General features: G+C 42.7%; 17 protein-coding genes. 11 read left to right on the top strand and 6 right to left on the bottom strand.

Annotation, left to right across the window (positions count from 1 at the left end; all coding sequences use genetic code 11):
• The 3 genes from Q1A18_RS13920 to leuS form a co-directional block, all read right to left on the bottom strand.
• The gene (locus Q1A18_RS13920) at positions 1 to 870 is read right to left on the bottom strand and encodes a YitT family protein (RefSeq protein WP_299581521.1); all 870 of its coding nucleotides are present in this window, start codon (positions 868 to 870) and stop codon (positions 1 to 3) included.
• A 163-nt stretch (positions 871 to 1,033) separates the two neighbouring features.
• Positions 1,034 to 2,296 (bottom strand): POTRA domain-containing protein, encoded by a 1,263-nt coding sequence (locus Q1A18_RS13915; RefSeq protein ID WP_299581506.1) that lies wholly within the window; start codon positions 2,294 to 2,296, stop codon positions 1,034 to 1,036.
• A gap of 243 nt (positions 2,297 to 2,539) precedes the next feature.
• Positions 2,540 to 5,191 carry a leucine--tRNA ligase gene (gene leuS, locus Q1A18_RS13910; RefSeq protein ID WP_299581503.1) on the bottom strand — a complete coding sequence of 884 codons (2,652 nt, stop codon included), beginning with the start codon at positions 5,189 to 5,191 and terminating at the stop codon, positions 2,540 to 2,542.
• Between the two features lie 1,384 nt (positions 5,192 to 6,575).
• On the opposite strand from leuS, the gene Q1A18_RS13905 reads away from it, so the two are divergent.
• The 7 genes from Q1A18_RS13905 to Q1A18_RS13875 all read left to right on the top strand — a co-directional run bounded on the left by Q1A18_RS13905 (position 6,576) and on the right by Q1A18_RS13875 (position 14,290).
• Entirely contained in the window at positions 6,576 to 7,040 is a 465-nt protein-coding gene (locus tag Q1A18_RS13905) for a hypothetical protein (RefSeq protein WP_299581500.1), read from the top strand.
• 689 nt (positions 7,041 to 7,729) lie between these two features.
• A complete protein-coding gene (locus Q1A18_RS13900; RefSeq protein WP_299581498.1) occupies positions 7,730 to 8,281 on the top strand; it encodes a hypothetical protein in 552 nt (183 codons plus the stop codon).
• 307 nt (positions 8,282 to 8,588) lie between these two features.
• Positions 8,589 to 9,368: a hypothetical protein gene (locus tag Q1A18_RS13895; RefSeq protein ID WP_299581495.1), complete on the top strand. Its 780-nt coding sequence runs from the start codon at positions 8,589 to 8,591 to the stop codon at positions 9,366 to 9,368.
• A 390-nt stretch (positions 9,369 to 9,758) separates the two neighbouring features.
• On the top strand, positions 9,759 to 10,805 hold the full coding sequence (locus Q1A18_RS13890) for a hypothetical protein (protein ID WP_299581492.1): 1,047 nt from the start codon (positions 9,759 to 9,761) through the stop codon (positions 10,803 to 10,805).
• A gap of 103 nt (positions 10,806 to 10,908) precedes the next feature.
• Complete coding sequence (locus tag Q1A18_RS13885) at positions 10,909 to 12,072, top strand: TlpA disulfide reductase family protein (protein WP_299581489.1); 1,164 nt, start codon at positions 10,909 to 10,911, stop codon at positions 12,070 to 12,072.
• Between the two features lie 115 nt (positions 12,073 to 12,187).
• Entirely contained in the window at positions 12,188 to 13,804 is a 1,617-nt protein-coding gene (locus tag Q1A18_RS13880) for a TlpA disulfide reductase family protein (protein WP_299581486.1), read from the top strand.
• A gap of 198 nt (positions 13,805 to 14,002) precedes the next feature.
• A complete protein-coding gene (locus Q1A18_RS13875) occupies positions 14,003 to 14,290 on the top strand; it encodes a hypothetical protein (RefSeq protein WP_299581483.1) in 288 nt (95 codons plus the stop codon).
• A 28-nt stretch (positions 14,291 to 14,318) separates the two neighbouring features.
• Here the strand turns inward: Q1A18_RS13875 and Q1A18_RS13870 are convergent, their stop codons facing one another.
• Complete coding sequence (locus tag Q1A18_RS13870) at positions 14,319 to 14,579, bottom strand: transporter suffix domain-containing protein (protein WP_299581480.1); 261 nt, start codon at positions 14,577 to 14,579, stop codon at positions 14,319 to 14,321.
• Between the two features lie 202 nt (positions 14,580 to 14,781).
• Here Q1A18_RS13870 and Q1A18_RS13865 point away from each other — a divergent pair, with 202 nt between their 5' ends.
• Positions 14,782 to 15,387 (top strand): MarC family protein, encoded by a 606-nt coding sequence (locus Q1A18_RS13865; RefSeq protein ID WP_299581477.1) that lies wholly within the window; start codon positions 14,782 to 14,784, stop codon positions 15,385 to 15,387.
• Positions 15,388 to 15,469: 82 nt separating this feature from the next.
• Here Q1A18_RS13865 and rfbC read toward each other — a convergent pair whose 3' ends face one another.
• Complete coding sequence (rfbC, locus tag Q1A18_RS13860) at positions 15,470 to 16,033, bottom strand: dTDP-4-dehydrorhamnose 3,5-epimerase (protein WP_299581472.1); 564 nt, start codon at positions 16,031 to 16,033, stop codon at positions 15,470 to 15,472.
• A 465-nt stretch (positions 16,034 to 16,498) separates the two neighbouring features.
• On the opposite strand from rfbC, the gene Q1A18_RS13855 reads away from it, so the two are divergent.
• From Q1A18_RS13855 to Q1A18_RS13845, 3 genes are all read left to right on the top strand, one after another.
• Positions 16,499 to 17,365 (top strand): cation diffusion facilitator family transporter, encoded by an 867-nt coding sequence (locus tag Q1A18_RS13855; RefSeq protein ID WP_299581456.1) that lies wholly within the window; start codon positions 16,499 to 16,501, stop codon positions 17,363 to 17,365.
• Between the two features lie 106 nt (positions 17,366 to 17,471).
• Positions 17,472 to 17,930 carry a DUF6452 family protein gene (locus Q1A18_RS13850; RefSeq protein WP_299581453.1) on the top strand — a complete coding sequence of 153 codons (459 nt, stop codon included), beginning with the start codon at positions 17,472 to 17,474 and terminating at the stop codon, positions 17,928 to 17,930.
• Positions 17,881 to 18,570 (top strand): DUF6048 family protein, encoded by a 690-nt coding sequence (locus tag Q1A18_RS13845; protein ID WP_299581450.1) that lies wholly within the window; start codon positions 17,881 to 17,883, stop codon positions 18,568 to 18,570. The genes Q1A18_RS13850 and Q1A18_RS13845 overlap by 50 nt, the downstream gene beginning before the upstream one ends.
• A gap of 162 nt (positions 18,571 to 18,732) precedes the next feature.
• Here the strand turns inward: Q1A18_RS13845 and groL are convergent, their stop codons facing one another.
• Positions 18,733 to 20,370 (bottom strand): chaperonin GroEL, encoded by a 1,638-nt coding sequence (groL, locus tag Q1A18_RS13840; RefSeq protein ID WP_299581447.1) that lies wholly within the window; start codon positions 20,368 to 20,370, stop codon positions 18,733 to 18,735.
• Between the last annotated feature and the right edge of the window lie 32 nt (positions 20,371 to 20,402).

Genomic DNA, 20,402 nt, shown 5'->3' with positions numbered 1-20,402 from the left:
TTAATGTTTCATCTTGTCAAACCCTTGTCCGTAAACGCCCATGACACTTCCCATCGAAATAAACGCCTCAGGGTCTATTTCCTTTAGCTTTCTGAAAATCAGGCTGGATTCCCGTTTCCGGACAACGGTCATTACTATTTTTACATTTTTCTGGGTGTACCAACCCGTTGCGTCCATTACCGTAACGCCTCGACCTACATTATTATTGACGTAATTGGCAATTTCTTCAAATTTTTTCGAAAATATAAAAATTTGCGCAGAAGCATTCGATCCATTTAAAAAAGCATCAATTGCATAAGAAACTACCCACATGTTAACAAAACCGTAAACCAGTTTTCCGGGCGACTGAAACACAAAATAACTGGAGGCAATAATAATAACATCGCAATACAAGATGATTCGTCCCGGGCTGATGTTCCGATTCTTGTTGATGATCATCGCAATGATGTCGGTTCCTCCGGTGCTCCCACCGCGGGTAAAAACAATGCCAATACCTGCACCGCCCAGCATACCTCCGAGCACGGCTGAAAGGAAGGTGTCGTCAATCAGCGGAGTGGTGACGATGCCGGGAGTTAACCAAAACAGGAAGGTCGCCACGGCCATGCTAAAGATGGTTTTAATGCCGAAGCTTGTTCCCAGTGCTTTGATTGCAATAAGAATGAGCACCGCATTGATAACAAAATATGACACGGCAATTGGAATGGAGGTTCCATAAAAAATAACTGCCGACAACCCACTGACTCCGCCTCCGGTTATTTCGGCCGGAATCAGAAATACAGTCCAGCACAGGACGTAAAGCGCCATACCAAAGGTGATTACCAGGTAATCCATGAAGGTTGTTTTCAATTTTTCTTTGTATTCTTTTGTCATTTCCTCTTCCTATTTTGATTGCTTAATGGGGTGTTTTTGCGTTCCCTTTTAACCGTGGGATCGGGCTGCAAAAGAATGGTTTTTAATTGAGGAAAAGATGGATAAAAGTCAGCGTTTACAGGATTAACGTAAAGCTTACATTCGGGGAAAGTGTAGGGCCTGTCTACAAGTTCAGAATAAACCAGTTGTCTTTGCGTTGCGACCATACCAAATCGAAGCTGATGGACAGCCAGGGAATGGCGGGAATTGTAAACTTCAGGTTGGTGTAGGCCGAATGCTGTGGTTGGGTAGTATACAGGCTGAAATAGCTTGAAGCTCCATTGCCCATGTTAAAATAGAAGGACTGAACCAGGGATAGCCACTGCCGGTTGAAATAGGTCAGTTCGGTTCCGAGGGCTGCTGCGTAATAGGCTTTTCCGGAGACTTCACCGGCATAGGTGCCTTTAACATCATTTCGGTAGAAAAGCAGGGAGGGAATGTTGGTGGAGGTGTAGGCCGTTGCAAACGAAGCAGAAAGTTGAACCAGGGAGTTGAATAAATGGTGCCAGGATGCCGCGGCAGATAGGGAATGGTAATTCGGGCTGTTGGTTGTGAAGCCCATCCCCCAAGTCAGGCCAAGGCCCAGGTGGTAACCATCTTGTTGGTGTCGCTTGCGTTTGATGTAGCCCATTGATTCGCTAACACCAAGCTGCAGGTATGAGACTTTATAGGCGTCCGGCTGGGGAAGGGAAGGGCTGATAAGGCTGCTGTCGGTCCGATGTCGGGTGAGCTGAAGGCTGAGGTCGGGCGAGAATTTGTAGTTGAAATCCTGGTGCCATGGATTGGAAATGGCCAATGAAACTTCCTTTTTCAGATAACCGACTCCTTGTACTTTTTGTCCTTCGGCGTACTGGTAGTTCATGCCATTGCCATAGGTGAAGCTTCCGGTGAGCGCCATGTTCCGGTAAAGAAGTTGCCGTGGAATAGCGGTCCTGATCGTAATGAGTTTGCTGTTGCTTCCGGTTGTTCCGCGCAGTTCCAGCCCAATATTCCGGCCCAAAAAGTTGTTGTCATTGACGCCAGCCGAAAACTGGAAGTTGTTTTTATTGCCATTGAACGACAGGTAGGGTACAACTGTTAAAGCATCCTTGGCGGTAATGTTGAGCAGGTTTCGTCCATCCGGCAAGGTGTCAATCTGATAACTGATGGAGGAAAAGTTTCCGATGTTCCAGAGTTTAATCATGGCCGTGTCGATGGCACTTTGGGTGGTTGGTGTGCCCGTTTTCAGGTTCAGCTCCTGCAGGATAATGTAATCTTTGGTGCGCCAGTTCTTACTGATGCGTATGGAATCAATAATGAGTTGTTCTTGCTGGCTTTGCTGAGCAAATGCGCTCATGCAACTCAGCAAAAGAAGTAATAGGATGGCTTGCGTTTGAGTCGTTTTCATGAACCGAAAATAACGGAAGCCTTTGTTCGATGCTCTTGGTTCTGCAAGCAAAGGGATAAACCTTGGGTATTGGGGATAAACGCCTGCCGGTAGCGGCGGTGGCAGGGCTAAAAAGCGCGATTTTGGGGATGAAAGGAATGCCAATCAGGCGAAGAGCCATTCCTCTAGGACTTCAAAATTAACCACAAAAAAAGGATGAACTCACCATGGAATTCATCCTTTTTTGATTCGATATCTTACTATTTAGACAACCACGTTAATGATTTTCTTCGGAACGTAAATCACTTTTTTGGGTGTTTTACCGTCCAGCCATCGTTGTGACAGCTCGTGGGTGCTAATTGTTTTCTCAACTTCCTCGCGCGAAATATCCAGAGGCAACTCCAGTTTGAAGCGCATCTTTCCGTTAAAGGAAACCGGGTATTCGTGTGTGTCTTCCACCAGCAGGCTTTGATCAGCTTCGGGCCATGGCTCGTAAGTCAGGCTTTGCTTGTTGCCATACAGGCTCCACAGCTCTTCGGCCAGGTGAGGCGCATAAGGAGCCAGGATGCGTGCAAAAGTTTCAGCGGTGGCTTTGGTTACCTTGCCTTTTTTGATGGCCAGGTTGTTGAAAACCATCAGTGCCGAGATGCCGGTGTTGAATTTCAGGTGCTCAATGTCGTCGCCTACCTTAATAATGGTTTGCTGCAACAGTTTCAGCACGTCCTTATCTTCTTCGCCTTCCACAATATTATCGGGGTTGGCAAAGAAACGGTGGGCACGGCTCAGGAAGCCAAAAACGCCTTTTACCCCATTTTCAGCCCAAGGTTTGGTGTCGTCCAGCGGCCCCATAAACATTTCGTACAAACGTAAGGAGTCGGCTCCGTATTTAGCCACCACATCATCGGGGTTGATTACGTTTTTCAACGACTTCGACATTTTGGCCACAATCTGACGCAGCTCTTCGCCCGTTTGGGTGTGGAAGTATTTGCCGTCTTTCTCTTCAACCAGGTCCGAAGTGACTTTGGCTCCGGTCTGAGTCTCGTAAGCAAAAGCCAGGATCATTCCCTGGTTATATAATCTTTTAAAGGGTTCATCGGTCGATACAATGCCCAGGTCGAACAACACTTTGTGCCAGAAACGGGAGTACAACAAGTGCAGCACCGCATGCTCGGCACCACCAATGTACAAGTCAACCGGCATCCAGTAGTTTTCCAGTTTCGGATCAAAAATCTGCTCATCGTTGTTGGGGTCGATGTAGCGCAGGAAGTACCAGCACGAACCGGCCCATTGCGGCATGGTATTGGTCTCGCGACGTCCTTTGCGGCCGTTTTCATCCACCACGTTCAACCATTCGGTGGCATTGCCCAGCGGGGATTCGCCGCCTTCGCCCGGTTCAAATTTTTCCATCTCGGGCAAGGTTACCGGCAGGTCATCTTCCACGATGGTTACTTCGCCATCTTCCCAGTGAATAACCGGGAATGGTTCACCCCAATAGCGCTGGCGGCTAAACAGCCAGTCGCGCAGCTTGAAGTTGGTGGTTGCCTCACCAATTCCTTTTTCTTCCAGCCAGGCCGTAACCTTGGCGATTCCATCTTGCTTGTTCAGCCCGTTAATGTCGATGCCAGTCAGTTCGCTGGCCGAATTGATGTAAGCGCCATCTTCTGTCCAGCAGGCTTTGCCGGCCACAACTTGCTCGCGTACCTCGGGTTCTGCATCTTTCGGATCGAGGATGCAAATGATTGGAATATTGAATTTCTCGGCAAACTCAAAGTCGCGGGTGTCGTGTGCCGGAACAGCCATAATGGCTCCTGTTCCGTAGCCCATCAACACATAGTCGGCTACCCAGATTTGGATTTTTGATCCATTGACCGGGTTGATGGCATAACGGCCGGTAAACACTCCGGTTTTTTCTTTGGCCAGTTCGGTACGGTCTAAGTCAGACTTTAGCGAAGCGGCTTGCGTATATTTTTGAACTTCTTCTTTTTTCTCGTCTACCACCAGTGCGTCCAGCATTGGGTGCTCGGGCGACACCACCATGTAGGTGGCACCAAACAAGGTGTCGGGGCGGGTGGTGTATACCCGCAGTTTGTCTTCCAGCCCTTCAATGGCAAAGTCCACTTCAGCACCGGTCGATTTTCCGATCCAGTTTTTCTGCATGTCTTTTACGCCTTCGGGCCAGTCCAGCTCGTCCAGTCCTTCCAGCAGGCGCTGGGCATAGTGTGGAATACGGAGCAACCATTGCTTCAGGTTTTTGCGAGTCACCTGGTGTCCGCATTTCTCATGCGAGCCATCGGTCAGTACTTCCTCGTTGGCACAAACTGTTTTACAGTTTTCGCACCACCATACCTGGGCGTTGTCGTAATACGCCAGGCGTTTTTTGCTGATGTATTCTTTGACGGCAGCATCGCCTTCGGCTTTCACTTCTTCAGGAATGGGAAGCTCGCTGATCGGACGGCCTTTGCCTTGCTCCTGATCAAACCAGGTGCTGTACAGCTTGGTAAAAATCCACTGCGTCCATTTGAAATACTTCGGGTCGGTGGTGTTAATTTCCCGGTCCCAGTCGTAGCTTAAGCCCAGGGTTTTAATTTGCCGACGGAAGTTGTCGCAGTTTTTATTGGTTGTAATGGCCGGGTGTGTGCCGGTCTGAATGGCATACTGTTCGGCGGGCAGTCCAAAGGCATCCCATCCCATGGGGTGGAGCACATTGAATCCCTTCATCCGTTTGTAGCGGCTGAGGATGTCGGTGGCTGTGTATCCTTCCGGATGCCCTACATGAAGTCCTGATCCTGAGGGGTAAGGAAACATGTCGAGAATGTAATATTTTGGCTTCGAAAAATCATTTTCGGTTTTGAAGGTTTTGTTTTCCTCCCAGTAGGCTTGCCATTTTGGCTCAATGTCCCAGAATTTGTATTCCATCGTGTTGAAAAGATTAAAAGCATTTTTAGGTCGAAGACCCGTCACTGTTGTTTATCGGTGAGTTGACGCTGTTTGCCGGGGCATAAAACGTCTACCTCATTCGATTTGAGGCGCAAAGATAGCAAAAAGAAGGGACAGTGCGAAGGGGAAAACGGGCGAGCTTTGAGTGGTGCCGGATGATAGTTGAGCGGTGTCGGTTGTCAGTTATCGGTTTTCAGTTGACAAGCAGTTCATGCCTTCGTACGTTCATGACTTCGTGTGTTCATAAGTTCGTCGGATTGAGCGTCTTCCTGAACTTGTTTCAGGATCTGTTACTGGTCAGAAGTTGTCGGGTTCAAATTAAACGCTGCCAGGACCTTCGGACGCTGCCAGGTTGTGGGCTACCGTTTGCCGATGCACTCTTTTCTCCTCCTTTTTAGCAAGGAGGAGTGGCACCGGTTTACCGGTGACGAGGTGGTTTTGTTATTAATTCAGAATTTTCAAGTTTATCGTCTTTGTGCTGGTTTTGACCACCCCGTCCCCGACAAGTCGGGAACACCCCTCCTTGTCAGGCGGGGAAATGGGCCTGAGCCGGACAATAAACTTTCGCCCAACGCGAAAGGAAGTGATTTTTCGGTCACACGTTCGTACCTTCGGTTATCCGTTTTGAGTGTCCTCCTGAACTTGTTTCAGGATCTGTTACTGGTCAGAAGTTGTCGGTTTTGATTAAACGCTGACAGGACCTTCCGACGCTGTCAGGTTGTGGGGCTAACGTTTGCCGATGCGCTCTTTTCTCCCGTTGGTCGTCAAACAGGGTTTTCTTAGCTAGTCCCACGCCGATTCCTTTCCTTGTTTTCTGGTTTAAAACCCTCGTAGGCCGTCCTTTTCACCTGGCGGTGAAGTTGGGGAGTTAGATTTTGTTGGCTTCGGCCTTCGTGACTTCGTACGTTCGTGACTTCGTGTGTTCTTGCCCTCTCCCTTCTCCCTGCTGCCTGGCTCATCTGCTCACTTTTTCTTAACCCATCCGTCCCGGTTCCCGGGACACCTTCCCTTCGAGAAGAGAAGGAAATCCAACCACTAGCGTAAGGTGTGAAATCTTGTTCTCTCGGCGAAATGGAGAAGTTGGATGTTGACAGTTTCGTGCCTTCGTGTCTTCATGCCCTCGTGCATTCTTCTCACTCAAGTCTCATAACTAATTTGCTGTTTTTGATGGATGATTCAGTAAAAATGACACTGAAAACCAGTGTTTTTTGCTGTTGGTTGTTGGGTGAAAATGTTCGTTCATGAGTCGGGAGGGCTCATTTTTGGGCTAAAATGGTCAGTTCATGAAGTTTATGGTAAATTCTTAGGAGAGATGAAAAAGAACATTTAACTTTTAGTCACTAAACTTTTAATACCTAAGCAAATGGAAAATAAGATTAATTACCAGTTGCCCGACACCGTGGCCGAAGAAGCGGCAAACCACATTAACGAAGCCGTTGCTTTACTGAAACCTTACCTGATTGCCTTAAATGCCGAGGAGCGGCAGTCGCTACCCAAAATGAGCGATGGCACCGCTCCGTTTGTTGAGAAATGCCTGGATTATTCCAACAGCGATCCCCAGTTTGCACCTCCTTTTATGGATGTGGATGGTTTTAAAAACGACATGGATAGCTGGGAGAAACTCATGGCTGTTTTGCGCCCGGTGCAGCAGTTGGTGTTGAACCTGGATGATACCACCACGCAAGCCGGATCGGAAAGTTACACCGCAGCACTTACTTATTACAACTCGGTGAAACAGGCGGCCAAACTTAGTATTCCCGGCTCAAAAGCCATTTATGAAGATTTGAGGAAACGGTTTGCCAGCAATGGAAACCGGAAAACCGATTGATTGACTAAAATCGGGAGATTTAGATTGATGTGTGACAAAGGCAGGAGCAGTACCGAGTTCCTGTCTTTTTTTTTCGGAAGGAACATGGGCCCAGTTGGAAGCTTGTAGTTGATCCCCAACTGCAGTTTGGTGCAAGCCGACTGCAGTTTGTCCGGAACCAACCCGAGTTCTGTTTTTGCCTACTGCAGTTTGCTCAGCGCTGACTTCGCCGACCCTTTTGCCGACTGCACTCACCTTTTTGATGACTCGAGTCCGTTCGGAACCAACTGCAGTTACCTCGAAGGTAAGTCGAGTCAGGTCGGAACCGACTGCAGTCACCTCTAAGGTAAGTCGAGTCAGGTCAGAACCGACTGCAGTCACCTCAGAGGTAACTCGAGTCATGTTTGAGGTGGGGAGGGGTACTTCGGAAGTACCCCCCTGAGGTGTTAAATAGAAAATGCTCGATAAAGATTATCAGTCATTTAGGACGAAAATAAAAAGATGCTTATTCGTACATACATTTTGTAAATTTTTATAACTTAATCGGCGAAATCGAAAAAGGAAAAAACCAATGACAGTACTAACCAACGGACACCCACTGCACACAATCAGCGTTTTCACCAGTAAAAACACATCCAGCTAAAGCGAATATATCCACAAGACTGTGGGTATACAAGTGTTAGCCTTTATGAAAAAAACGAACCACACATATGAATAAGTTAATTTACATTTTAGCCATTATTTTTCTGGTTGGTTGCTTGCCAAAACGAAACTCGGACAACAATGACAATAATATTGGTTCTGAATCAGTTGAGCAAACAAATGATAATCCAAGCAAGACTGCATCAATTGAAAAGAATAAGGAATCAGAAACAATAATTAAAGAAACTCCTTGCGATTCGACTAAATGTGACCTTGGAATAGTTTTATCGATTTCAGAAAACAGGGACAACCTAACAGAACCATTAATTGCATCTTTATTAGCAACTATTGACAGATGTTGTAGTAATAACGTAGAATTTGGAGAATTTAGTAATGAAATGTTATTCGTTGTTCTTGAAAAAAGGCCTGACTTATTTTTAAAAGCATATAAAGACAACATTAACAACCTTGACACTGGTTATATCAATTATGAACTTCAAAGTCCAATTCATGACCTGATTCCATTAAAAGAAATTATTCAAAAAGTAGATTCAGTAGAATTTGATTCTGTTATTAAACAAATCGTGATTGATAACTTGGAGAAAGGCAAATGGTGGTAAAAAATCACAAAGGCTAACAAACCGCAATAAAGCATATGGAGGTCAGCTCGATTTGCAAAGTTTGTGACTTCGGCGCACAACGCCAAATCGCTGATTTGACTTTAAAAATGAAAACTTAAAACTAAAACCAACGCTTTGGCTCTGCTCAATTTGGGGAGTTAGTATGGTTAGATCTCCATACGCTTCATGCGGCAGGCCGTTATAACACAATTTAAATAAGAGGGTTGGCATGATCATTGGGCAAGATTGAAAACTTACAGACAAGTAAATATTAGTTCGGAAATTAGAACAACTTAAAATTAATCAAATGAAAACAACTATTTTAATGACTCTGTTCATTTCGCTGTCAATCATTTTTGCTGGTTTTCAAAATAAGACAAAATACAATTATGAAAGTGTTGGAAACACCGCAATCCTGTCAAGTACAGAAATTAATCTCCCATGGGTTCTTACCGCTTATGCTGATGCTGATCTATCGCCCCAGAGAATAAACGAATTGGACAAAGACATTACAGAAAGACTTATTATTGAATTTGAACCGAATGAAAATCAAATAACAACCGCTGGATTTTTAAAAAAACAAAAAATCCCATATGAGTTAACAGATGATCATAGTGTTAATTGTCAGCAATTTAAAATTAAATTTGACTCTAGTAAAACTCAAATGATTCTTTCTGACGACTCAGGAAATTATGCTTATAAACAATTAAAAGATGCACTTGACCTGGTTCAACCAAATGGTTTCCCTTTGCGCAATAACAATTTGTTTATAAGAAATATCATAACTGGAAACTATAATATCATCAGGAATCAGACAGCGACATCTGATATGGTAGATATCAAAAGAAATGCAATCAAAGGAATTAAGGAATGGGAAGGTAAAGAGTTAAATATTTGGTTAAAAGTGGGGATATTTAAAGAGAATATTTTTACGATAGATGATAAAAATAACAAACAAGAACCATCACTTAAATATCAATGGTCTTTAAAGGGGGATACGTTAGTTTTAAAAAACGTAGCAAAGGACAAAACGAAGTCAGAATATCAGATTGGAGATATTGAATATGAACTCTTAAAATCTAATTAAAAATCGTGTTATAACAATTTTTATATGGCAGGCGGGGGGTTCAGCGGTCTGACAAGTCAGACCTTGCGCCCACTTTCCTGCGAGTCTGACACTCCCGATTGCATCGGGACCGCCCGACCACATACAAGTGACCGTTAGCGAAAATTAGAAATCGATGAAACTTAGAAAAATAGATTTAACTAATCCCCGCCGCCGCTCGGTTGGATCGTGCGGTTTATTAATCATCTAACTTAAATTACTTATGACAGCTCTTCTTTATTACTCAATTGGCCGAAAGCCAAAGATGATAGGTATAAAATCAAATTGTTACTGATCGGGTGACTCGAAGTCAACCGATCAGTAAAGAAGTCTACCTGCCGGATGCTGTCGCTCTCCAAGATTATTTCACACATGAAAAGAAACAAAAAAATGAAACAATCAATTTCAATAGCCATTCTGGTTCTTGTTAGTTTAATATCGTGCAAAACAAAAAATAAGGAGGTTTTAATTCGGGGACAAATCATAGGTGAACAGCCTGTGGAAATTATCTATACTGCTCCTACAAATGGTATTTGTGACTGGGCTATAACAAATTCAATTGACACTGACTCTTTAGGTAAATTTGAAATCAGTTTTAGTATCGACAAACCTTCATTTGTAGTGGTACTTGCAAAAGGTTTTATGGCATTTGAGCAAAGCCCTACAATTGTTGCAGAGCCTGGCGAAACATATGATTTGACCATTGACCTGACTTCTAAGGAACAACAATTTGTAATAGAAGGAAGCAACAACACAATTCAGGACTTTTACAATAACTTATCTCAAGCCAATCCTAAAACCTGCTTCTTTAATTTCAAAAGAGAACCTGCCGATATGACCGGCATCAAAAAGGATTTATTCGCTCTTAGGCAAGGAGAAAATTTAAAACTCAATGAATTATTGGAAGAAGGCAAAATCAATACGGAGGTATTTAACCTGATAAAAACCGATAGAGACGTTTACTATGGAACTGCTTTAAGTACGATTGCTTCAATGAATACAGCTAAATATATCAGGGAGGGAGCTTCTATTCCTGATTCAGTAAGTAAATATTGGGAGGATGCAAATGCCTTAGTGTCTCTAACCAATGAAGACATTCCGAGAACAAAGAATCTATACGATTTTCTGGATTTATATTACTGGTACAATATCTATAATTCAATTACCTATTCTGAATTTTCAGAAACTCGTGCTGAATACAGAGAAAAGGGGTTAGAACATACTTATCGGTTAGGGTTAGCCAATAAATTTTTTGAGGGTGAAAATCTTGAATATTTTACGGTCAGATACATTATCCAAAATTCAAGAAGAAAGAAGGAAAATGAATTTATAGAAATCATTGAGAAATTTCATGAAGCTTATCCAGCTAATTTATTCAGCACATATTTAGAACCTGTCAAAAAAGTAATACTTGAATAAAGGATATTGTAAAAACTCAGCAGTCCTCCGCTGGCAGCGGAGGCTCTCAAAAATTAGAAACGGTATTATTTGTCCACTGTTAATCCAATAAAAAATGAGAATTATGAACAAGCATGTAATAACATTTATCATCTTACTTTTTGTAGGTTGTCCAAAAAGTAAGGCCCAAATAATTGAAAGCGTTAAGAATAACCTGGTAAATGGTAAAGCGATAGCTTATACGATTGAAGAAATTACCATTGAGGGGAAGAGCATTGGAGATAGGTTTCAGACATCTAATGTTGCTTCTTTTGAAGCATTGCAGGGAGATTCAATTATTGGTTATAAATATCACGTTCGGAAAGACCTCATTCATCCACGTTTTCATGTTCCTATTACAATCAGGCTAAATTACGATGGAAATGTCCATGTTAAAACGCTTGACAGTAACCCGAAAAAGGATAAAATTGCTACCAGCAGAAAAAAAATAGAGCCATCAACGTTTAGAGGCGATTTTTTGGGGCAATTACCAATGATTGTTGATATTCTCAATCTCGATGGTTATACTCTTCAGGCTAAAACGGACACTATTTTGCAAAAAGTTTCATGCATCAAGTTAAGTGCTGTGGATATTAACCGCTTTGCTTATGAATTATATATCAATAAGGCGACATTGCTTCCCTGGCTATTGCGAATTGTTGTAAATAAGGAGCAACCTTTTATTCGAGAATATTATTACTCTGATTTCAAGAATTATGATTCCTATGACAGTTTATTAGCCATCAGGCAATCCATAGCAAGATCAGATTCAATTACAGAGGCCGAGGAGACAGAAGCTCTTGGTGTTGGTGATAGAATCCCCAACTGGAGCTTACAGTACACCGATGGAACTCCTTTGCAGATGAATGAAACGAAAGGGACTACGACAATTTTGTTTATATCGTCAATATTTTGTGGGCCATGTCGAATGGCACTACCAGCAATTGAAAGAATTCATAATACTTATTCCAAAGCAAAAAATATTAATTGTAAGGTTTTCTATCCCTACGACAAAAGGGAAAAACTAGTAGCGTACATGAAGGATAAAGAGATTAAATATCAGATTCTCTGTAATCCTCTAGAGAATAAAGAAGAAAGAATGGCAGTACTTAGCCAGATTAACTATGGGCTTCCAACAACAATGATTTTAAATTCGAATAATCAAATTGTATGGATAGAGTCTGGTTACAAGGAGGATTTAGAAGATAAGATTATGGAAATGGTAGAAAAAATCAGTCCTGGCAATTAAGAGTTCGAGCAGTAATCTCTGCTATTGTATGACTGTATCATCTGTTTTGTTATTAGATTGTAGTTAGCTGTTGGTAAGCAACCGAAAAAGGGGATAAGACAAATGTTTTAATGAGATGTCACGCGATGGAATCGCTCGACTGCAGAATAATGAAATCTCATCGGCTTTATTTTACTTTTTAGATAGATTGCCACTAGCAATAAGGTTAAAAAAAGTACAAATGATTCATAAATTAAAAATGACTTGGATTCATTTTATCCCGGTCATCTCATTAATCTTCTGGAGTGCTATTTCTTGTAAAAAGGAAGAAAAGCATAAAGTCCAACTTGGTGAAAACGCGGTTGTAAAATTCTCATTTGAAAACCTTAAAGATAGTACTGCAATTAGTTTGTATAATCTGTCTATTTTCAAATCATCAAAATTCTATGATAACTCGTTTGTTTTGGAGGAGGAGAATAATATCGAGTTTGTTATTCCTTGTGAATACCCCTCAGGTATTTATTTTACAGTAAATAATTCTTCGTTTACAGGCTTCTTATTGCCTAAAGACACTTTGAGAGTAAACGTGCAATTATTGGATAATGGTAGTGTTGAAAAGATAGAATATAGTGGGAGGACACAGTCAATTTGTAATTATTATCTTCAAAAAAAGCAACATCTAGGATATCAGGATTTAAGAATACCATTAAATAAAGCCCCTGCAGTTCTTGATCAAATCTCAATAAACACGGATACTTTGATGAGGAATGAGTTGAATTTTTTGAAACAGTATACACTGCATACGCATCTGCCTGAATGGTTTATTCAAACAGAAAAAAGCCAGATTATATATTTATGTAGTAATTATAAAAAATCACAAAAAGCATTATTCGAAAAGCATCTGAATATAACTTATAGCCCTCCTAAAGATTATTATAAATCAATTGACACCTTAGACATAAATAACCCAAGTGCAATTTTTTCATATTGGTACTTCGATTTTTTAAACAGCTGTTTGGTATATGACAATGTTACTTATCAAAAACAATCTGTAGCTGAATGGAGGGATTTAACAACAGCATTAGCACTTTCAAAAGCCAATGAAAACTTGACTGGAGAGATTCGAGACGTATTTAAGTACAATTATCTAAATTCGTATTTAACCCAAACTAAAGATCTCGAAAGTTATGACGAACTCTTTCAAGAAAACAAAAATGATTTCTCAAGTACGAACTATCTGAATGATTTAATTGCAAAAAGAAGTTTACTGAATGACTCAATTGTAAAAAACAGGAATGATGCTTACCAGCAATCCGCAAAGAATCGTTTAGAAAAAAATGACTCTATACCATATTTCTATTTGCCCAATAGCAGTGGACAATTCTTTTCTCCTAAATATTTCAAGGAGAAAATAGTCTATGTAAATTTTTGGGCAACATGGTGTAAACCATGCATTGCTTCAATTCCACAAAAAAATGACTTAATAATGGCGTATGCTAATAGTCCGAAAGTAGTATTTCTAAACATTTGTACATCTAGCAGTAAAGAGGATTGGAAGAAAATGATTGACGAGAAGAAAATAGGTGGAATTAATCTTTTTGCCAATGAAAACTGGAGTAATATTCTCATAAACAAATTCGGAGTTAGTGGTGTGCCAACTTATTTTCTGGTACAGGATGGAAAAGTAATAAAGCCCTATTGTGATTCACCGGAGAATATAGAAGACGACTTAAAAGTATTATTAAAAAACTAAATTGAAGAAACTCGTTACCGCACGCTTGCATCATCTGGTGTAATCTCCGCTGGCGCGGTTTTGTAACCCGTGCCTTACTGGTAGAAGCAAGAAGTTATTTGCCCTGAGGGGCAAGGCACAAATTGCCAGTTTGCGCCAGCGGAAGAAAGCCAAAGATTATAATACATAAACCAATTGTCTAACTAAATTTTAAACTCAATGATGAAACGGATTAAACGATTTAATGTATGGCAAACTGCGAAAGTGGTTGCCTTGATGTATTTCCTGATTATTGCCATTTTTATGATTCCACTGGGCCTGATTGGCAGTATTGCCGGCGGCCTGTTTGACAGTGCTTTTCCGTTTGGTGGTATTATGCTTATTTTCCTGCCCTTTGTGTATGGCGTAATCATTTTTTTGATGACTGCGCTGGGCTGTGCCCTGTACAACCTCATTTCGGGCTGGGTAGGCGGCATTGAAGTGGAAGTTGAAGTGGTGGAAGAATAGGCTCCGGCTTTTCCGAAGAAGAGGTGGTTTACTCTTCTTCGGAGCCTTTTTTGCGAAACCAGTTGCCCGGATTGAGCCGGGCTTTGTATTTGGTAAAAAGCTCTTTGCCCACCAGCAGGCCGCCCAGCCAAAACACCACCTCCATGGCAATAAAACTGGCCGACGACCACGCCACTTTCTGCCTGGTTTCGAGCTCCAGAAAGGGAATGAGTAGGGTGAGGGCAAAAAACACCCCACTAAAAATCATCAGAAAGATGCCCCACCGTATGGCCTTGTTTTTCTTTTTCATGCTGAGAGTAAAACGGTTGGCGGTGGCAGATTGTTTGCTTCATCCTCGTGGGTTAGTGGTTGTGCCCCGGAGTTTTTGACTTGCTCAACAAGGCCTCATTTTATTTGATCGTTTGAAAAATTGTTCAGTTATTCGTAGCAGAAAATCTTGCCGGTTGATTGATCGGCTTTAAGTTTAAAACCCCAAAAAGTAACACGAAGTCATGTTGTCATCCATTGTCGAATTCCTGGTCATGTTAAATCCGTTCGCCTTGTTCCTTTACCTCGAACCGATTCGGAAGGACTTGTCGCATCGCGATTTTATGATGGTCATTTTTAAGGCCACCCTCATTTCATTTTCAGTCTGTCTTATTTTCTTTTTGTCGGGCGATCTGTTCTTCCGCAAAATTTTCCAGATTGACTTTGAGTCGTTCCGGATTTTTGGTGGAATCATCATTTTCTCCTACGCCTATTTCTACATCGTAAAAGGACAAAGGGCCCTGATTATTATTAAGGAAAACCTGGATGATCTGGCTTCGGAAATTGCCTTGCCTTTTATGGTGGGGGCCGGATCCATCTCGCTGAGTATTTTATTGGGGCATGACCATTCGTACCTGATTGGGGGCGTGTCGCTGGCCGGTATTTTTCTGGTTAACTTTTTGGCCATTTTTTTACTGAAGACCTTGCGGGATTCCATTGAGAAGAAAAAGTTCAAGAAAGCCTTTGATAAAAACATGGAGGTGCTGCTCCGTCTGAATGGTTTCTTTATTGGTGCCATTGGCATCAACATGGTGCTGGTAGGCATTAAAAACCTGTTTGGCATTGGGTAGTGCGGACAGGAACTGATGCCGTAAAAAAGGGATGAATCGCATCGATTCATCCCTTTTTTACGGCGGTTGGTGGCGAATTTCCTTAGAGCACAACGCCACCGCCGGTTAGTTCATCAAACTCTTTAAAGGTCATGTTGCGCAGATCTTTGTCCGACAGTTGCGGATTGTCAGTTGGCCACTCGATGTTGAGTGTGGGGTCGTTCCAGATGATGGCGCGCTCCGACTCAGGCACATAAGGATTGTCTACCTTGTAAGTTACCTCGCTGATTTCGGAGAGGGTGCAAAAGGCGTGTGCAAAGCCGCGTGGGATAAAGATCATCTTTTTATTTTCGGCGCTGAGCTCAATCGAATCCCACTGCCCATACGTGGGCGATCCTTTGCGCAGGTCGACAAAATAGTCGATAATGGAGCCCTGGATACAGCGCAACATTTTGGTTTCGGAGTAGGGGGGCATCTGGATGTGCAGTCCGCGGATGATGCCGGCTCTTTCCGATCGCGAGTGGTTTTCCTGCACCCAGTGGCGCCCAAGACCGGCTTCTTCCAAAATCTTCTCATCGAAGATGCGCATAAAAAAGCCGCGCGGGTCGAGGTGGGGTTGCAACTGAATTTCATAAACTCCTTTGAGTTTTCGTTCTGTTATTTTCATATGGTGATGGTTTATGTATTTTAAGAATTTCTTATTGGTTGTACCCGGCTGTTGAAGCAGTGCTGTTTCATTGCTGGTAGCCTGCCAGGCTTGTTAATGGCGTTTGGATCATCGTCTGTTTTTATTTTAGTTGATCTGTTTTATCGTGAACAGGAAATCAGGAACGCTTGGAGAAACCGTGCTAAAAAGTTACAACAATCGGTGTAATTGTGAAAGTTCCGCATTTACTTTCCTGTCTGTTTTGTTCCCAATGAGCAACAAGAATGACTAGATTATTGTTTAATGAAGTGTTTGTTTTCGGCTGGTTCTTTTTAGCCAGGGGAGCTGAAAATTGCTGGTGTGTTTGCCCCGGAAAATTCGTTGGCAGACGGTTCGGTCAGCGTCTTGTCTGTTTAGAACGATTAAAATCAAGGATTTTATTCGGGCTTTTCAAGCATAATTGGCTAGTTTTGTTGGCATCGCATCATGAAAGAAGATAAGCATAAATACATTGTTCGTGAAGGGTGGGTTTCCATTGGGACCAACCTTCTTTTGTTTGGTGTTAAGTATTGGGCAGGGGTTGTTTCCGGCTCCATTGCCTTAATTGCCGATGCCTGGCACACCTTGACCGACTCGGTGTCGTCGGTAATTGTATTGATTGGCGGAAAGCTGTCCAACAAACCGGCCGATGAAGAACATCCGTTTGGACACGGGCGGGCCGAACACATTGCAGCTATTATTATTGGCGTGCTTCTGGCGCTGGTGGCTTTTGACTTTGTACTGAGTGCTGTGGAAAAGTTTAACAGTGGCGAAGGAGGCCATTTTGGAACCATTGCCATCGTGGTGACCATCCTGTCAATTTTAGGCAAGGAGGCGCTGGCCCAGTATGCCTTTTGGGGCTATCGCAAAACCGGTTCGTCCATTTTAAAAGCCGATGCCTGGCACCACCGGACCGACTCGTTGTCGTCGATTATTATCCTGGTGGGGATTTTAATTGGAAAGTATTATTGGTGGATTGACTCGGTGTTGGCGCTGATTGTGGCTGTAATGATTGGCTATGCCAGCTATGAAATTCTGTCGCGCGAAATCAAAAGCTTATTGGGTGAACGAATTGATCCGGAGTTGATTCGATCGATTAAGATTGAAGTTGACGGGCTTTTGGAACGGGAAGTGTTTATTCATCATTTTCATTTACACCAGTATGGCAACCACAATGAATTGAGCTGCCACATTAAGCTTCCGGCGAACATGCCCCTGAATGAAGCGCACGCAATTTGCACCCGGATTGAAACCCGGATTCTGGAAAAATTTGGGCTGGTAACGACCATTCACCCGGAGCCCTTGGAAGGCTAGGCAGAGCCAGGCCACACTACCTGCGTTTAATTTTTAAAAAGTTCTTTTGGTTTCACTTCCATTCAAGCGTAATATCCTTAAATTAGCGTTTTTGATTTTCCAAACGATGAGAAAAATTCTATACAGCTTGATTTCGCTTGCCTTGTTGGTGGCCTGCCAGGATGTTTTTGAATCACCGCCTCAGGCTTTGCTTGAAGTGAAGGTTAAAAATGTAGACACCTTGAATACCCGTAAACCTAAAGTTTCGGTGTATGGTGTGGGGAGGGACAGTATCTGGATTTACCAGGTAGAAACCGATGTGTTCCGCTTGCCTTTGAGCAGCGGCGATACCACCAGCTATGTGGTGCTGCTCGACTCCATTGCAGATACGCTAAGCATCATTCATTCCAATGAACTGATTTTTGAATCAGCAGAGACGGGCTTTTATCAGGAATCAAAAATACTAGACATCGAACACAGTTTTAATCGGATTGACGATTATGAAGTTACGGACAGCGCGGTCACAAAAAACTGGCATGAAAATATTCAGCTTTACATTCATTCTTTGCCTGCTGACGCTAATTAGTCAGGGGCAGGAGCGCGAGCTCAAACTAAAACCCAAACGGACAGATAATTTTATCCACATGGATGGATTGCGTGTGGGACTTGATATTTCACGACCGATGCAGCATTTGTGGAACAAGGGCGATCGGTATGGAACGGAGTTGAGTTTCGATATGGAGTTGATTCCGAATTTGTATCCGGTGATTGAAACCGGTTGGGAGAAACTGAAAATTGATCACGATTACCTGGACTACAGCTCGGCCGGTTCGTACACCCGCTTCGGATTTGATTACAACTTACTGGTTGCCGAACACGCCAAAGACATGGACATTGTTTATGTCGGTTTGCGCTATGGGTTCAGCTTTGCCAATCAGCAAGTCAAAGAATACCGGATAACCAACTACTGGGGCGATTTGACCGGTCGGATGGGGAAACAAAACTACACTGCCCAGTGGGCTGAATTTGTATTGGGTATCAAAGGAGAGGTTTTCAAAAACCTGTTTATGGGCTGGAGTATTCGTGGTAAATTGAAAATGAGCCAGAAGGACTTTGAGATGCCTCATGTGTATTTTAATCCTGGCTATGGCCCGGCTGAAAAGAAATTCAACTTCGACTTTTCCTATTCTGTCTTTTACAATCTGCCTTTCAATTTTCGCAAATAAATCCGGGGTTCCGGATGCTTGATTCTGAATTCCTGGCTCTTTGGCTCTTAATGCATCGCATTCTAAAGAATTTATCCGAAATCAGGGAATAAAAAAACAGCGCATCAATTGAATGATACGCTGTTTTTTTTATTTCAGATTTACTAATGTCGAATGGACTGATTACATCATGCCGCCCATACCGCCACCCATGGGAGGCATAGCAGGAGCTGCAGGTGCATCTTCTTTTTCGTCAACCAACACGCACTCTGTAGTCAGGAACATACCAGCAATTGATGCGGCATTTTCAAGGGCTACACGAGTTACTTTAGCTGGGTCGATTACACCAGTTTCGTAAAGGTTTTGGTATTCGTCAATGCGTGCATTGTATCCGAAATCACCTTCTCCTTCGCGTACTTTTTGTACAACTACGGCACCTTCTTTACCAGCGTTGGCTACAATCTGACGCAATGGCTCTTCAATCGCACGTTTTACGATTTCCATACCAGTTGTTTCGTCTTCGTTTTCGCCAGTCAAGCCTTCAAGAGAAGCAATAGCGCGGATCAGCATGACACCACCACCAGGAACGATTCCTTCTTCAACAGCAGCGCGAGTTGCACTCAAGGCATCGTCAACACGGTCTTTCTTTTCTTTCATTTCTACTTCAGAAGCAGCACCTACGTAAAGAACAGCAACACCACCAGCTAATTTAGCCAAACGCTCTTGCAGTTTTTCGCGGTCGTAGTCAGAAGTTGTTGCTTCAATTTGACGTTTGATCATGCTAACTCTGGCTTTGATCGCTTCTTCTTCGCCAGCACCTGAAACCACCGTTGTGTTTTCTTTGTCAACCGTGATTTTCTCAGCTTGGCCAAGCATATCAATTGTTGCGTCTTCCAACTTCATTCCTTTTTCTTCAGTGATAACAGTACCACCAGTCAAAATAGCCAAGTCTTCCAACATTTCTTTACGACGATCACCAAATCCAGGCGCTTTAACAGCACATACTTTCAATGATCCGCGCAGACGGTTAACCACCAATGTAGCCAATGCTTCACCATCAACATCTTCAGCAATGATCATCAATGGACGTCCGCTTTGAGCTGTTTGTTCCAATACAGGAAGCAGGTCCTTCATGGTGCTGATCTTTTTGTCGTGGATCAGGATGAAAGGAGCTTCTAAGCTAGCTTCCATTTTTTCGGTGTCAGTTACAAAGTAAGGAGAAATGTAACCACGGTCGAATTGCATACCTTCAACAACGTCAACGTAAGTTTCAGTTCCTTTGGCTTCTTCAACAGTAATAACACCTTCTTTGTGTACTTTTTCCATGGCTTGAGCGATCAAAGAACCAATTTCTTCATCACCGTTTGCCGATACTTTAGCAACTTGTTTGATTTTGCTGTAGTCGTCGCCAATATTTTGAGCTTGAGATTTGATGGTCTCAACAACTTTCGCAACAGCTTTGTCGATACCACGTTTCAGGTCCATTGGGTTGGCACCTGCAGTTACGTTTTTCAAACCAACATTAACAATTGATTGAGCCAAAACAGTTGCAGTAGTTGTACCATCACCAGCGTCATCGCCAGTTTTGCTTGCTACTTCTTTTACCATTTGAGCACCAATGTTGGCATATGCGTCTGAAAGCTCGATTTCTTTAGCTACAGTTACACCATCTTTAGTGATTTGAGGAGCACCGAATTTTTTCTCAATTACTACGTTGCGTCCTTTTGGTCCTAAAGTTACTTTTACGGCATTCGCCAATTGGTCTACACCTTCTTTCAGCAAGTTTCTTGCTTCGATATCGAATTTAATTTCTTTTGCCATTGTTATTCTTTTTTAAGAAGTTTTGAATTTTG

This window comes from uncultured Sunxiuqinia sp., assembly GCF_947495665.1.
GTDB classification, from domain to species: domain Bacteria; phylum Bacteroidota; class Bacteroidia; order Bacteroidales; family Prolixibacteraceae; genus Sunxiuqinia; species Sunxiuqinia rutila.
Note: the sequence above shows the minus strand (reverse complement) of the source record. Positions and strands in the feature narration are given on the sequence as shown.